The organism is Amycolatopsis sp. lyj-90 (genome assembly GCF_046549035.1).
GTDB lineage: Bacteria > Actinomycetota > Actinomycetes > Mycobacteriales > Pseudonocardiaceae > Amycolatopsis.
The window spans coordinates 452,129-466,328 of sequence record NZ_JAJPWP010000004.1 but is presented as its reverse complement, the minus strand read 5'-3'; the positions used below and the strand labels follow the sequence as shown (position 1 = coordinate 466,328).

At 69.5% G+C, this 14,200-nt stretch carries 14 protein-coding genes; 1 reads left to right on the top strand and 13 read right to left on the bottom strand.

Features of this window, described 5'->3' with window-relative positions; all coding sequences use genetic code 11:
* Positions 1–18: 18 nt before the first annotated feature.
* From menC to ACLJPX_RS17555, 9 genes are all read right to left on the bottom strand, one after another.
* Positions 19–1,125, bottom strand: a complete 1,107-nt coding sequence (menC, locus tag ACLJPX_RS17595) for an o-succinylbenzoate synthase (protein ID WP_410601023.1) — start codon at positions 1,123–1,125, stop codon at positions 19–21.
* Complete coding sequence (locus ACLJPX_RS17590) at positions 1,122–2,006, bottom strand: GNAT family N-acetyltransferase (protein WP_410601022.1); 885 nt, start codon at positions 2,004–2,006, stop codon at positions 1,122–1,124. Before ACLJPX_RS17590 ends, menC begins: the two co-directional genes overlap by 4 nt.
* Positions 2,007–2,037: 31 nt before the next feature.
* Positions 2,038–3,180, bottom strand: a complete 1,143-nt coding sequence (locus ACLJPX_RS17585; RefSeq protein ID WP_410601021.1) for a M20 family metallopeptidase — start codon at positions 3,178–3,180, stop codon at positions 2,038–2,040.
* A complete protein-coding gene (locus tag ACLJPX_RS17580; RefSeq protein WP_410601020.1) occupies positions 3,177–4,652 on the bottom strand; it encodes an amidohydrolase family protein in 1,476 nt (491 codons plus the stop codon). The genes ACLJPX_RS17585 and ACLJPX_RS17580 overlap by 4 nt, the downstream gene beginning before the upstream one ends.
* 301 nt (positions 4,653–4,953) lie before the next feature.
* Positions 4,954–6,291, bottom strand: coding sequence for a GH1 family beta-glucosidase (locus tag ACLJPX_RS17575; protein WP_410601019.1), 1,338 nt, complete (start codon positions 6,289–6,291; stop codon positions 4,954–4,956).
* Positions 6,292–6,317: 26 nt separating this feature from the next.
* Positions 6,318–7,157 (bottom strand): carbohydrate ABC transporter permease, encoded by an 840-nt coding sequence (locus tag ACLJPX_RS17570; RefSeq protein ID WP_101608147.1) that lies wholly within the window; start codon positions 7,155–7,157, stop codon positions 6,318–6,320.
* Positions 7,150–8,103 carry a carbohydrate ABC transporter permease gene (locus ACLJPX_RS17565; RefSeq protein ID WP_410601018.1) on the bottom strand — a complete coding sequence of 318 codons (954 nt, stop codon included), beginning with the start codon at positions 8,101–8,103 and terminating at the stop codon, positions 7,150–7,152. Before ACLJPX_RS17565 ends, ACLJPX_RS17570 begins: the two co-directional genes overlap by 8 nt.
* Positions 8,103–9,416 (bottom strand): ABC transporter substrate-binding protein, encoded by a 1,314-nt coding sequence (locus ACLJPX_RS17560; protein WP_101608149.1) that lies wholly within the window; start codon positions 9,414–9,416, stop codon positions 8,103–8,105. Before ACLJPX_RS17560 ends, ACLJPX_RS17565 begins: the two co-directional genes overlap by 1 nt.
* Positions 9,417–9,627: 211 nt before the next feature.
* Positions 9,628–10,284 (bottom strand): GntR family transcriptional regulator, encoded by a 657-nt coding sequence (locus tag ACLJPX_RS17555; protein ID WP_410601017.1) that lies wholly within the window; start codon positions 10,282–10,284, stop codon positions 9,628–9,630.
* 67 nt (positions 10,285–10,351) lie between these two features.
* Between ACLJPX_RS17555 and ACLJPX_RS17550 the strand changes: the two genes are divergently transcribed.
* On the top strand, positions 10,352–10,783 hold the full coding sequence (locus ACLJPX_RS17550; protein ID WP_410601016.1) for a VOC family protein: 432 nt from the start codon (positions 10,352–10,354) through the stop codon (positions 10,781–10,783).
* Positions 10,784–10,786: 3 nt separating this feature from the next.
* Here the strand turns inward: ACLJPX_RS17550 and ACLJPX_RS17545 are convergent, their stop codons facing one another.
* From ACLJPX_RS17545 to ACLJPX_RS17530, 4 genes are read right to left on the bottom strand one after another with little or no spacing between them, the layout of a single operon-like run.
* Positions 10,787–11,347 carry a MauE/DoxX family redox-associated membrane protein gene (locus ACLJPX_RS17545; RefSeq protein ID WP_410601015.1) on the bottom strand — a complete coding sequence of 187 codons (561 nt, stop codon included), beginning with the start codon at positions 11,345–11,347 and terminating at the stop codon, positions 10,787–10,789.
* 3 nt (positions 11,348–11,350) lie between these two features.
* A complete protein-coding gene (locus ACLJPX_RS17540) occupies positions 11,351–11,779 on the bottom strand; it encodes a S26 family signal peptidase (RefSeq protein WP_199192993.1) in 429 nt (142 codons plus the stop codon).
* Positions 11,776–13,608: an ABC transporter ATP-binding protein gene (locus tag ACLJPX_RS17535; protein ID WP_410601014.1), complete on the bottom strand. Its 1,833-nt coding sequence runs from the start codon at positions 13,606–13,608 to the stop codon at positions 11,776–11,778. The genes ACLJPX_RS17540 and ACLJPX_RS17535 overlap by 4 nt, the downstream gene beginning before the upstream one ends.
* Positions 13,605–14,150, bottom strand: a complete 546-nt coding sequence (locus ACLJPX_RS17530; protein WP_101608154.1) for a TlpA family protein disulfide reductase — start codon at positions 14,148–14,150, stop codon at positions 13,605–13,607. The genes ACLJPX_RS17535 and ACLJPX_RS17530 overlap by 4 nt, the downstream gene beginning before the upstream one ends.
* Positions 14,151–14,200 lie beyond the last annotated feature (50 nt).

Below are 14,200 nucleotides of genomic sequence, written 5' to 3'. Positions count from 1 at the left end.
TCCGGAATTCGTAGCGCGCTACGAATTGATCCACGCTTTCGCCGTGGTGACCTCGTCCAGCAGATCCGGGATCGGCGTGACGCCGAGACCGGGCCCGGTCGGCACCGGGAGATGCCCGGCCTCCAGCACGAACGGCTCGGTGATGTCCGTGCGGTAGAACCGGCCGGACGCCGACGTGTCACCCGGGAGCGTGAAGCCGGGCAACGACGCGAGCGCGACGTTCGCCGCCCGGCCGAGACCGGTCTCGATCATCCCGCCGCACCACACCGCGACCCCGTGCGCCGCGCAGACGTCGTGCACGCGGCGGGCTTCGAGGTAGCCGCCCACGCGGCCCGGCTTGATGTTGACGATCTGGCAGGCGCCGAGCTTGATCGCGTCGGCGGCGGCCCTCGCGGACACGATCGACTCGTCGAGACAGATCGGCGTCCGGATCCGCTTGGCCAGTTCGGCGTGGCCGAGCACGTCCTCTTCCTCCAGCGGCTGCTCGATCAGCAGGAGTTCGAACGGGTCCAGCCTGGCCAGCAGCGGCGCGTCACCCAGGGTGTACGCGGTGTTCGCGTCGACCTGCAGCAGCACGTCGTCACCGAAGCGCTCCCGCACCTGGCGGACGGGCTCGACGTCCCAGCCGGGTTCGATCTTCAGCTTGATGCGGACATAGCCCTCGTCGAGATAGCCACCGACGACGTCGAGCAGCTGCGGGATCGAGTCCATGATGCCGACCGAGACCCCACAGGCCACGGAGTCGCGAGTGGACCCGAGCTCGGCGGCGAAGGACCGTTCGTGCGCACGGAGTTCGGCGTCGAGGACAGCCATCTCCAGCGCGGCCTTCGCCATCCGGTGGCCCTTGAACTTCGCCAGCAGCGGCGTCACCTTGTACGCGGTCAAGTCCTCGGCGGCCAGCAGGGCCGGGATCAGGTGATTCCGCAGCACGTGCTCGGCGGCGTCGTTGTACTCCGACGAGTAGAGCGGCGCCTCCATCGCGACGCATTCGCCCCAGCCCTCGCCCGCCGGGGTCACCGCGCGGACGAGCAGCAGCTCCCGTTCGGCCTGCGTCCCGAACGACGTCCGGAACGGGGCCACGAGCGGCATCCGGACCCGGCGCAGTTCCACACCGCTGAGTTTCACGACTGCTCCTTCGAGATCACGTACCAGCCGGCACGATCGAAACCGGCGACCTTGGCGTTGTCCGCCATCAGCCCGCCGAGGACTTCGCGCAGGGCGACACGCCACGCGTTGCCGCGACCGGGATCGGTGCGGCGTAACCGTTCGATGTCCGGGGGGACCGCGACGAGCACGGTCTGCGCGTCGGTGGATCCGATGCTCGGACCGCCGTCCGCGTCGACCGACAGCGCCTTCGCCACGCCCAGTGCTTCCGCCTCGATCAGGACGGGCCGGCCGGAGGCGGCGGCGCGGACGTCCGGGCTCGTCAGGTCCCAGCCGACCATCAGCCGGTCGGTGTCGCCCGAGCCGTTGATGCCGTCCTCCATCGGACCGTAGAAGTCGGGCAGGTACCCGATCGGCCGTGCGCCGAGTTTCCCCAGGTTGAAATAGGCGTTGCGCCGCACCAGCGGGTCGAAGGTCCAGGTGATCAGCGAGACGTCCTGGAGCAGTGCCCAGCCGCGCTGGTGCAGTTTGAGCGCGGCACCGATCCCCCGGCCCGCGCCGGCGTCGGCGACCCCGGCGATGTGGCTGTGCAGGCTCGCTTTCCCCGGGTTGCCGAAGAAACCGAAGCAGGCCCCCAGAAGTTCGCCATGATCGAACGCCCCCGCGACGTAGTTCCCGGCCGTGGACATCGCCCGGAGCAGTTCCGTGCTCACCGGCCGGGCGCCGGGCGCGAACTTCCAGATCGACTCGAACAGGCCGACCACCGCGGCCAGATCGGCGATTTCGGTGAGTTCGCGGATTTCGACGCCCGAAGCCGTGGCCGCGGCCCGTGCGGCGGCGACGGCTTCGTCGCGCACCTCCCGGGAGGCCAGGCTTTCCGTATTCGTCGCAAGATTCGTCACGGGACAATCCTTTCCCGGCCCGGCGGCCGAGTCACTGTCGTGCCGTACCAGATTCGCCCGCGGGATTCGTCGCGCCGGACGGACCCCGCTTCGCGAGGACGTTTTCCACCAGCGCGGCCAGCAAAGCGGTGCGCCGCGGCACTTCCGCGACGATGACGTGTTCGTGATCCGCGTGCGCCCCGCCGCCGACGGCGCCGAGGCCGTCCAACGTGGGTACCCCCATCCCGGCGGTGTAATTGCCGTCCGAGGCACCGCCGACCGACGCGGAGGTGAGCTCGCCGAGACCGAGTTCACCCGACAATTCCCGGGCGAGCTCGAACAATCCCGCCGACGAGCTTTCTTCGAGCGGCGGCCGGTTGATCCCGCCCGTCACGCGGACCTCCGCGCCCTCCAGGACCGGACGGAGGTCCCGCATGGCGTGATCGACGCGGAGTTGCTCGGCCTCGTTCCACACTCGGACGTCGACGGCCACGCTCGCGGCCGCGGGAACGGTGTTGACCGTCGTTCCCGCCGAGACGACGGTGGGGGTCACGCTGGTCCCGGCACCCGGATCGGCGATCGCCGCCACCGCGAGGATCTGGTGCGCGATCTCGATCCCCGCGTTGATCCCCTTCTCCGGTTCGAGCCCGGCGTGCGCGGCACGGCCGATCACCTCGACCCGGTAATGGGAAACGCCTTTGCGGCGGCATTTCAACGCGCCGCCGTCGGCCGAAGCCTCCAGCACGAACGCCGCGTCACAGCCCGCCGCCGTTTCCTCGATCAGCGCGCGGGACGACGGCGAGCCGATCTCCTCGTCGCCGGTGACCAAAATGGACAGTCCGTCGCGATCGGGGACCTCGGCGGCGGCGTGCAGCGCCATCACCACCCCGGCCTTCATGTCGAAGCAGCCGGGGCCGCGCAACACGCCGTCCCGCACGGAGAACGGATGGGTCTCGAGCGAACCGTGGGGCCACACCGTGTCGTGGTGACCGAGGAGCAGCACGCGAGAGGGCCCGTCCCCGAATCGCCAGCGCAGGTGGGTGACCCCGTCGACCACGATCCGCTCCGGCTCCACACCGAGGAGCCTGCGGCCCACGTCGGCCACCACTTCGGCGCTGCGGGCGACCGCTTCGTGATCCGACGACGGGGACTCGCAGCGGACGAGGGTTTCGATGTCGGCGAGCAGTTCGCTCATCGCGGCTCACCCCGCAGCGGCTTGCCGGGGAACGCGTCCGTGCGCAGTTCGCCGTCGCTGACCACGGGAACACCGGAGACGAACAGGTGCCGGACGCCGACCGAGGGCCTCGTCGAGTCGAAGTAGGTCGCGGCGTCGGTGATGGCCTCCGGGTCGATGACGACGATGTCGGCATCGGCGCCCACGTTGAGCCTGCCCTTGGCCAGCGCCCCGGGCGCGACCTCGTCGAGGACCCGCGCCGGCAGGTACGAGCAGCGCCGGAACGCCTCCAGCCAGGTCCACGCGCGGCTCTCGCGCACCATCAGGCGCAGCGTCTTGGCGTAGGTCCCGGACGTGCGCGGATGCGTCGCACCGCCGGGCGGCAACGGCCATTCGGTGCTCTCGCTGGTGCCGTTCTTCCAGTACACGGGCAGGGCGTCACTGGCGACGATGGCGTCGGGGAACGCGAGCGCCTGGTGCAGCAGGCCGAGGTCGTGCGCGCTGCTCTCGTCGAGGAACTCCAGGATGCACGGCGCACCCGGATCCTGTTCGCGGACCTGGAGCAGGCGGCCTTCGTCGGCGATGCGCTCGCCCGACTCCAGCATGATCACGCTGGACGGCGAAAGCCCCTTCATCTTGAGACGCTCGGGCGAAAGGAAGGCCGCGCCGATCCCCGTGCTGCCCGCCCCGTAGGGATAGGCCTCGACGGTCACCCGCGACCCGGCCGCGCGGCCCGCTTCGAGCGCCGCCAGCACCCTGTCGATCTGGTGGCCGGACGTGCTGTTCACGTGGCAGTGGTGCATCGCGGCGCCGGTCTCGGCCGCGACGATCGCGATCTCCTCGGAACCGTCGATGGGCGTCGCCGGATCCACTTCGACCAGTTCACGGACGTGCGTGTACGTCGGCGCCCCGGCTTCCTTGGCGAGCCGGGCCAGCGCGAGGAACTCACCGGGGTCGGTGCCGGGCGCGTAGCCGAGGAGCACACCGACGCCGAGCGCGCCCGCGGCCAGCTCACCGTCCACAAGGGACAGCCATGCTGCCAGCTCCTTCGGCGAGGAAGACCTTTGCCAGGCCGGGTTTCCGAGCACCGCCAGGCCGCTGTCGATGTTGGCGTCCGGCTCGATCCCGGCGAGCACCTGCGCTCGCGCGGCACCCCAGGACGCGGAGAACCCGTAGTGCAGCGGACGTCCCGCCGCGGCCGCCTCGGCGTAGGCCCGCTCGATCGGCATCAGACCGGCTTCGAGGTCGAGCGCGGTCGTCACCCCGTCCATCGCCTGCAGCCGCTGGCCCGCGATGGTGTGCACGTGGCTGTGCAGGTCGATGAAACCCGGTCCCACGACGAGCCCGGAGACGTCGATCTCCACGTCGCCGGGCTCCGCGGTCAAACCTTCCCCGACGGCGGTCACCACCCCGTCGGATACCAGCACGTCGGCCGTACCGTCGAATCCCGTCGCCGGATCGACGACACGACCGCCACGCAAGAGTGTCCGCATACTTCGCCTCCTAGGATCGCCTCGTTCATGGCGACCCTAGGAGGTTTCGCGGACCGGCCGTTCGTACCGCGCGACGAATCCGGGCCCCCGGGTCCATCCGCGCGCACGAACCGCTACCGGCCCTGGCCGCGGGCCGATCACGACCCACTCGACCCGGTGCGACCCTGCGCGACGGTCCCTTTCACGGACCCAAGCGCGCAATGAACGGGCCTTTCCTTGCAAATTTTGCAAGGAAAGGCCCGTTCATTGCGTCCGGGGGTTGCGCGTCCGGGGGTTGCTCGGTCGGGGGTTGCGCGGCCGGCTACCGGCCGTGGTGTTCCGCGATGATCTCCGCGTACCGGTGCCCGCTCGCCTTCACCGTCCGGACCTGCGTGTCGTAGTCGACCCGCACGAGCCCGAACCGCTTGCTCAAACCACTGTCCCATTCGAAGTTGTCGAGCAGCGACCACGCGAAGTAGCCCTTCACCGGCGCGCCCGCTTCGGCCGCCCCGGCCACCGCGCCCAGGTGTTCTTCCAGGTAGGCGATGCGGTCGGCGTCGTCGATCGTGCCGTCCTCGGCGACCTTGTCGTCGAAGGCGGCCCCGCTCTCGGTCACGTAGATGGCGCGGGCGCCGTATTCGTTGGCGAGCCGGTGGATCAGGTCCGCGAGCCCCTGACCGTGGATCTCCCAGCCCATCGCGGTGGTGGCGGCCCCCTCGACGGGCACCTGCCGGGCGCGGGGCGCGGGGCCGTTCGGATCGTCCTCGACGATCTGGCGGAAGTAGTAGTTCAGCCCGTGGTAGCCGACCGGGGTCGAGATCACCTCGAGGTCGTCCCCGACCACGGGCGGTTCGACGCCGTAGACCTCGATCATGTCCGCCGGGTAGCCGCGCCCGTTCGACGGGTCGAGCCACCAGCGGTTGACGTGCCCGTCCATCCGGGCCGCCGCCTCGACGTCCTCGATCGCGTCCGACGCGGGCTCGATGCCGCTGAGGTTGACCACCAGGCCGACGTTGGCGGGCTCGGCGGCGTTCGCGGTGATCGCCTGCACGCCGAGGCCGTGCGCGAGCAGGAGGTGGTGGGAGGCGTGGATGGCCTGCTTGAGGTCCTTGATCCCGGGGGCGAAGCGCCCTTCGAGGTAGCCGAGCCAGGCCGAGCACAGCGGTTCGTTGACGGTGTTCCAGTCCTTGACCCGGTCACCGAGCCGGGCCGCGACGACGGCCGCGTACTCGGCGTAGGCGTAGGCCGTGTCTCGCTCGGGCCAACCGCCGGTCGCCTGCAGTGCCGAGGGCAGGTCCCAGTGGAACAGTGTGGCGAACGGCCGGATCCCGGCTTCGAGCAGCGCGTCGACCAGCCGGTCGTAGAAGTCCAGTCCTGCCGCGTTGACCTCGCCTCGCCCGGTCGGGATCACCCGCGGCCAAGCGACCGAGAAGCGGTAGGCGTCCAGGCCCAGTCGCTTCATGATGTCGAGATCTTCCGGCCAGCGCCGGTAGTGATCGCACGCGACGTCGGCGGTGTCGCCGTTCACGACGGCACCCGGGACCCGGACGAAGTCGTCCCAGATGGACGGGAGGCGGCCGTCGGCGTCGACGGCACCTTCGACCTGGTACGAGGCGGTGGCCGCACCCCACAGGAAATCGGCGGGCAGGTGCAGATTCAAGGCAGACCTCTCTTCGGCGATGCGAGTCATTTGACGGCGCCGGCGGTGAGACCGGCGACGAGATAGCGCTGCAGCAGCAGGAATCCGGCGACGACCGGGACGGACACGATCAGGGAGGCGGCCATGACCTGGTTCCAGTACACCTGGACCTGGGTGGAGTACTCCTGGAGTCCGACGGCGAGGGTCCGCGTGCCCGAGTCGGTCATCACCGACGCGAACAGGACCTCGCCCCAGGCCGTCATGAACGAGTAGATCCCCACCGCGACGATGCCCGGCGTGGCGGCCGGGATGACCACCCGGATCAGCGCGCCGAGCGGTCCGGTGCCGTCGACCATCGCGGCCTCGTCGAGTTCCTTCGGGATCGAGTCGATGTAGCCGGCGAGCATCCAGATGGCGAACGGCAGCGAGAAGGTCAGGTAGGTGATGATCAGCCCGAGCCGGGAGCCGTACAGGACGATGCCGGTGGTGTTGCCGATGTTGACGAAGATGAGGAACAGCGGCAGCAGGAACAGGATGCCGGGGAACATCTGCGTGGACAGTACGGTCATCTTGAAGAAGTTCTTGCCACGGAACCGGAAACGGCTCAGGGCGTAGGCGGCGAAGATCGCGATCACGACCGAGAGGATCGCCGCCGAACCGGAGATGATCAGGCTGTTCACGAAGTAGTCGGCGAGCGGGATGGTCTCCCAGATGTCGAAGAACGGCTGGATGGTCAGCGTCGACGGGAACCATTCCCACTTGCCCTGCACGTCCCCCAGCGGCTTGAGCGACGACGAAACCATCGCGTAGAGCGGCACCAGGGTGAACAGGGCGAGGAAGCCGAGGACGAATCGGCGGGCCCACGGGACCCAGCGGGGCTCAGACAACGGCGTTCCTCCTCCGCGCGGTCAGTCCCAGGTAGACGGTGCTGACGATCAGGAGGAACAGCAGCAACAGCACCGACATCGCCGAGCCGAGGCCGAAGTTCCAGGTCACGAAGGAACTCTGGTAGATGTGGATCGAGATCAACGACGCCTCCTTCGGCGCGGACGCTCCGAAAAGGACATACGGCGTGTTGAAGTCGTTGAAGGTCCACAGGAACAGCACGAGCAGGAGAACCTGGTTGACCGGGCGCAGCATCGGCTGGGTGATCGCCTGGAACTGCCGCCACCAGCCCGCGCCGTCGATCGCCGCCGCCTCGTACAGTTCGCCGGGGATGTTCTGCAGCCCGGCCATCACGATCAGGAACGCGAAAGGCCAGTTGCGCCAGACCGAAACGACCACCAGCGACCAGAAGCTGTTGTCCCCGATGAGCCAGAAGGAATCGGTGCCCAGCAGGCTGTTCACCAGGCCGGTGTCGCGCTGGAACATGAACGACCAGGTGATCACCGCGGCGTACATCGGCAGCGCGTACGGCACCAGGAACAGGGTGCGGAGCACGCCGCGTCCCCGGAAGTTCTTCTGCATCAGCACGGCGGCCGAGGTCCCGAAGAGCCAGCAGAACCCGACCGAGAGGACGGTGTAGAGGACGCTGATCCAGAAGGAGCCGAGCAGCGACTTCCCCGCCGCGGAGTTGAAGTCCAGGACGAACTTGTAGTTGTCCAGTCCCGCCGCCGGCGCGGACGAGAAGTCCCGGATGTAGAACTGCGTCAGCTTGAAGAAGCTCATCACGAGCCCGGCGATCATCGGGATCAGATGGACGAGCAGTTCGAGCAGGATCGCGGGGAGCAGCAGCAGATACGGCAGCGCGACCCGGCGCCGTTTGCGCCGGGTGCGGGGTGCGGGCGCCCCGGCCGCTTTCACGGCCGGGGCGTCGTCGAGAGCGGTCGGCATCAACTACCGGCCGCGATCTGCTGGTCCGCCTGGTTCAGCTGGTCCCGGATCTTGGCTCCGTCGACAGGCTTGCCCGCGGCGACGTCGGCGAACATCGCCTTCATCGCGGTGCCGATCAGGGTTTCGAACTGCGACTCCTGCGGGACCTGCGGCATCGGCTCGGCCGAGTTCGCGAGCACGCTCTGGAAGACCTTGACGTCCTCGGTCTGGAACGCCGCGTCGCTGTAGGCGTCCTGGACGGTCGGCAGAGAACCGTAGGTCTTGTTGAGCAGTGCCTGCTCCGGTGCCGAGACCATGAACTTCACGAAGTCCAGTGCGGCGTCGGGGTTCTTGGTGTTCTTGAACACCGACATGTTGATCCCCGCGACGAAGCTGGTCACCTTCCGGCCGTTCGGCGGCGCGGCGGCGGGCAGCGGGATCGGCGCGACACCGAGGTTGGCCATGTCCATCCCGATGTTCTTGAACGAGCCGGCGGAGGCCTGGTTCATGAACATCGCGGCCTTGCCGTCCGACAGGTCCTTGAGGGACTTGGCGGTGTCGGCGTACTCGGCGTTGGACGGGTTGACGATCTTGTCCTTCTGCATCAGGTCGACGAACTGCTGCACGGCCGCGACCGACGGGTCCGAAGCCAGCTGCGGCTTGCCCTCGGGGGTGAAGAACTGCGCACCCTGCTGGGCTCCGAGGATGGCCGCGTGGTGGCTGTTCTCGGTGACCTGGCCCGCCTGGAGCGACAGGCCCCACTGGCCCTTGTCGGGTTTGGTGAGCTTCTTGCCGTCCTCGACGAGTTCTTCCCAGGTGGCCGGCGGCTTGGTGATGCCGGCCTCGGCGAAGAGCTTCTTGTTGTAGTAGAGGCCGTACGCCTGGCCGTAGAGCGGTACGCCGACCGGCGGCTGGCCACTCGCCCCGGTGGCCGCCAGCGACGGGCCGACGAAACGCGACTTGCCACCGACCTTCTCCAGCGCGGCGTCGTCGAACGGCAGGAACGCCCCGGTCGCCTGGAGCGAGGCCGACCAGGTGTTGCCGATGTTGAGCACGTCCGGTCCCTTGCCGGAGGTCGTGGCCGCGAGGATCCGGTTGAGCAGATCCGTCCACGGGACGACCTCGAGCTTGACCTTGATCCCGGAAGCCTTCTCGAACTTGTCGAGTTCGGGCTGCAGGACCGCCTTGTCGTTGTCGAGGCTGGTGCCCTGGTTGGACGCCCAGTACACGAGCTCCTTGGGGGCACTGGACGACGTGTCGCCGCCGCCGCACGCCGTCGTGGCGGCGGCCGCCAGCGCCAGCACGAGCGCGGGAGCGATCTTTCCGATTCGCATCGATGGTCCTCGGGGTGAGTGGCCAAGTCGCATCCGCGCCTGTGACACGGGACACGCCTTATTTCAGGGCTTGAGTTAAGCCCTGACAAACCTCGCCGTCAAGTCCCTTGCCGTCAATTCGTGCCGAGCGATCGCCCGTGAGCGATTACCAGGTCAGCCCCGCTTCTCGTGAGCGATCATCGCAGACGCGGGCCACCCCGCGCCATGACCTTCACTTCCCGGTGAGCACGTCCAGGGCCTGCCCGCGGTGCGCAGCGAAGAGTTCGAGGGCCTTCTCGCCGTCGCGGGCGCGAAGAGCCGACGCCAGCAGCCGATGTTCCGCCGGGATGTTCGCGAGGTAGCCCTCGGAGTTCACGCCGATCCGGGTCAGCAGGAACAGGTGCACCTGCGACCGGATGGCCTGCCACGCTTCGCTGAGCCGCCGATGCCCGGAAGCCGCGTAGACCGCGTCGTGGAAGTCGATGTCGCAGCGCACCATCTCGTGCTCGTCACGCGCCCGGTCCATCCGCTCGACGACCTCGTCGATCGCATCCAGGTCCGAGTCCGGCGCGGAGGCGACCACCAGCCGCACGGCCAGTTGCTCCAGCGCCGAACGAAGGCTGTCGAGTTCGGCGACGTCCACATCGGACAGCGTCGTGACGAGGGCGCCGCGATGCCATTCGCTGCGGACCAGCCCTTCGCGCTCCAGTTTGAGCAGCGCCTCGCGCACCGGACCGCGGCTGACGCCCAGCGCCTCCGAGAGCTCCACCTCGCGCAGCTGCGCGCCGGGCGGGTAGGCGCCGCCGAAAATGGCGTCCCTGACCCTGTCGGCGACCTCGTCGGCCAGCCCTCGGCGGCGGGCGGGCACCACCCGGCCGGGTTCGCTCATCGTCGTCCTCCCTCGGAAGGCCCGATCGTAGCGGCCGCTCATCTTGTCCTAATGTTAACATTCAGACATGACCACCCTCGACTCCCCCATCCCGCGCTTCCACCTCGCCATGCCGGTCGACGACCTCGACGCCGCGCGCACCTTCTACGGCGAAGTCCTCGGGCTCGAACAAGGCCGCAGCTCCGACACCTGGATCGACTGGAACCTCCATGGCCACCAGTTCGTCACGCATGTCGCCCCGGAGCGGCCGCGACGGATCCACAACCCGGTCGACGGACACGACGTGCCCGTCCCCCACTTCGGCCTGATCCTCACCGTGCCGGAGTTCGGGAAGCTCGCGGACCGGCTGCGTGCCGCGAACACCGCGTTCGTCATCGAGCCCTACGTCCGGTTCGAAGGCCAGACCGGCGAACAGTGGACGATGTTCCTGTTGGACCCGGCGGGCAACGCCCTGGAGTTCAAGGCGTTCGCCGACGACTCGCAGGTCTTCGCGGCCTGAGTCTCATCGCGCGTCCGGGACCGGGCCCGCGAACAACTCCGCCAGATCCTCGAACCGCACCACCGCCACGGCGCCCACCGCGCCCACGGCGGCGGCGAGGGCGACGGCCGCCGGATCCGCGCCGTCCGCACCGGGCATCGCGGCGGCACCGGCCAGCGCGACCAGCAGCAGGAGCGCGTTGCGCACCACGTGCCGGGGTGCGAGCACCGTGCGCGCCGGACCGAAACAGCGGCACACCGCACCGGTCCGGCGCGCCACCGCCCGCCACACCGCCACGGTCAGCACCCCGAACAACCCGGCCGCGAGCACCAGCCCCGCCGTCGCGAACCATCGGCCAGCGCCGGTCGTGGGCAGAGCGGCGGCGGGCAGCAGCGAAGCCGCGATCACGAACTCCGCGGCCAGGGTCACCCCGGCGAACGGCCGGGTCCAGCGCGCCGGGATCCCGAACGCGGGCACCGACGCCACGAACTCCGCGTAGGCGGCTTTACCCCGGACCTTGCTGACCGCGGACACCAACAGGACAAGTCCACAAAGGACCATCGCGAACACGGCGACGTAGGTCATGACTCACCTCTGACCGATCGGGCGGAGCACGACGCCGATCAGCGCGTCCTCCGGGATGTAGCCGAGCCGCCGGGAATCGTTGCTGCGCGCGGGATTGTCCCCGAGCACCAGCAGGTTTCCCGCCGGGACGACCGTGCCGGGTACCGGGATCTGCGACGGCACCGGATCGCCCGGCACCGCGACCGCGCGTTTCACCAGTCGTCCGGCGGTGGGATCGCCGGGCTTGCCCGGCCCGCCCTGCACGACGACGACCTGCCCGGTGCGCACCCGCTCCAGCCTGGACCGCCGCACCAGCAGCCGGTCGCCGGAGAAATAAGTGGGCTCCATGCTCACCCCGCGTACGGTCACCACGATCAGCCGTCGGCGCAGCGTGACCAGCCACCCGACGACGGCGACGACCACCACGGCCGCCGCGAGCACCACATACGTCACTGGGACACCACCTCGTCGTAGCCCGAAGCCTGCAGGCGGAACAGCCGCGCGTACTTCCCGCCCGAAGCGATCAGTTCGTCGTGCGTGCCGAGTTCCGCGACCCGGCCCTCGGCGAGGACCGCGATCACGGCCGCGTCCCGGACCGCGCCGAGGCGGTGCGAGATCAGCACACTGGTCGCGCCTTCCCGGTGCCGCCGGAGACTGCTGTGCACTTCGTGCTCGGCCTCCGCGTCGAGGCCGGAACTCGGTTCGTCCAGGATCATGAGATCCCGCCGGTCCCGCAGGAACGCCCGCGCGAGCGCGAGCCGCTGCCACTGTCCGCCCGAGAGCAGGACGCCGGTCTCCGGGTCCTCGCGATCCGCTTCGTCGAAGAACATCCTGGACAGCAAGGTCTCGTAACCGCGCGGAAGCCCGGCCACGATGTCGTGGGCGCCGGCGCGTTCCGCCGCCGCGGTCACGCGCTCGCGATCCTCCAGACAGGACACGTCGCCGAGACCGATGTTCTCCGCGGCGGTGAGGTCGTAACACATGTAGTCCTGGAAGACCGCGCCGATCCGCGCGCGCAGATCCTCGACCGGGACGTCCCGCAGATCCACGCCGTCCCAGAGGATCGCGCCGCGCTCCGGGTCGTAGAACCGGCACAGCAGCTTGACCATCGTCGACTTCCCGGCGCCGTTCAGCCCGACCAGTGCCAGCGACCGTCCGTGCGGGATGGTCAGGTTCACCCCGCGCAGCACCCAGGGCTGGTCTTCGGCGTAGCGGAACCAGACGTCGCGCAACTCGATGCCCGAACGCAGCCCCGGCAGCTGCCGGGGTTCGGCCGGGACCGCGAGGTCAGGCCCCTGCGACTCGATCTCCTCGTAGTGGTCGAACAACAGAGTCGAGTGATGCGCCGACGCCAGCCGGGAAACGAGACTCTGCAAGGCGGACTGCACCCCGCCGACCGACGCCACGAAGATGGCGATGTCACCGAGCGAGAGCTTGCCGGTGGCGGCCAGCCACACCGCCCAGATCAGGCCACCGGCCGAGACCGCCGCGGTCAGCCCGGCCAGCAGGCCCTGCATCCGCGCGTCGCGCCGGTCCTGGCCTTCGACGACGGCGTGCGCGGCGGTGAGCTCGACGAGCATCCGCCGCCGGAAGAGGTCGCCGAGCCCGAGCAGCCGCAGTTCCTTCGCGGCGTCCAGGCTCGCCAGCAGGTCGGCGTAGAACACTTCCCGTCGTTCGGTGGGCGCGATCGACCACATCACCCGCGCCCGCGCCCGGCTCAGCCGCAGATGGGCGAGCAGCGCGGGCACGGCCGCGGCCAGCACGATCGCCGCCATCCCCGGATTGATCACGAGCAGGGTCCCGAGGAATCCGGCCAGCGTGATCACCGACTGGAGCGAACCGAGACCGTCGTCGACGAGCTGGCCGGGCCCGCTGCGGCCGGTCTGCTGGGCGAGACGGAGTTTGTCGCGGAAGCGCGGGTCCTCCATCCTCGCGATCCCGGCCAGCCTTCCCATGGCGCGGTAGAGCCGGTCCATCGTCACGACGGCGACCGAGCGGTCCAGCCGCTGCTTCAGGTACTCGGTCGTGACCGGGAGCAATCCCGCCAGCAACCCGGCGACAGCCAGCGCGATCGCCCACGGGAGCAGCGACAGCCAAGCCTCGCCCGCCGCCAGCCCGTCGAGCAGGACCTTCATGCTCCACGCGGTCGCGAGCGGCACGACACCGCCGAGCAGCGACAGCACCATGTACAGCGGCGTGCCCACCGGGGCGGCCTGCCGGGTGAGGCGGACCGCCGCCGTCAGCAGGCTCAGGACCCGGCGGGCGCCGAGCGAGGTGTTCACAGTGCGGCCGGCACCGGCAGTGCCGACATCTCCCACCCGCTGGCCAGTACCGTCCGGTCGCCGTCGACCAGGCACAGCGCGGGGTATCCGGAGGCGCCGAATGCCTGGTGCACGACACCGCCGTCGGCCTCGCGGATCACTTCGGCGACCTCGCCGAGCCGGACGACCATGTCCGCCGTCTCTTCTTCGGTCCCGGAGGCGATCGCGATCACCTTGCCGTCGAACCGGGTGGCGTACTCGATGAACTGGGGCATCCGCTCCTTGCAGGGCTCGCACGCCGGCGCGAAGAAGCCGACGAGCGCGCGGGTGCCGTCGATGTCCGCATTGGACAGATCGGTCCCGCCGACCGTGGCGGCCGTGAAGGTGCCGATGCTGGCGCCCGCGGGCAGCGCGATCTCCGGGTCGATGGCGGCCCGCTGCTGTTGCACGTTCTTCAGGGTCTCGTTCTGCTCACGCAGCCTCCGGATGATGCCGAAGCTGAGCAGCAGGTCCAGCACGCAGAGGAGTCCGACGAGCACGACGGCGGCGGTCAGGATGGCCATGGTGTTCTCCAGTGGAGGAAGAGGGACGGACAGGGCGCCGTGGGCGGCGG

Excerpts from the sequence above, each read along its gene's own strand:
- ACLJPX_RS17545 (WP_410601015.1), bottom strand. The coding sequence starts at position 11,347 with ATGACCTACGTCGCCGTGTTCGCGATGGTCCTTTGTGGACTTGTCCTG.
- ACLJPX_RS17530 (WP_101608154.1), bottom strand. The coding sequence starts at position 14,150 with ATGGCCATCCTGACCGCCGCCGTCGTGCTCGTCGGACTCCTCTGCGTG.
- ACLJPX_RS17550 (WP_410601016.1), top strand. The coding sequence starts at position 10,352 with ATGACCACCCTCGACTCCCCCATCCCGCGCTTCCACCTCGCCATGCCG.
- ACLJPX_RS17580 (WP_410601020.1), bottom strand. The coding sequence starts at position 4,652 with ATGCGGACACTCTTGCGTGGCGGTCGTGTCGTCGATCCGGCGACGGGA.
- ACLJPX_RS17565 (WP_410601018.1), bottom strand. The coding sequence starts at position 8,103 with ATGCCGACCGCTCTCGACGACGCCCCGGCCGTGAAAGCGGCCGGGGCG.
- ACLJPX_RS17585 (WP_410601021.1), bottom strand. The coding sequence starts at position 3,180 with ATGAGCGAACTGCTCGCCGACATCGAAACCCTCGTCCGCTGCGAGTCC.
- ACLJPX_RS17555 (WP_410601017.1), bottom strand. The coding sequence starts at position 10,284 with ATGAGCGAACCCGGCCGGGTGGTGCCCGCCCGCCGCCGAGGGCTGGCC.
- ACLJPX_RS17560 (WP_101608149.1), bottom strand. The coding sequence starts at position 9,416 with ATGCGAATCGGAAAGATCGCTCCCGCGCTCGTGCTGGCGCTGGCGGCC.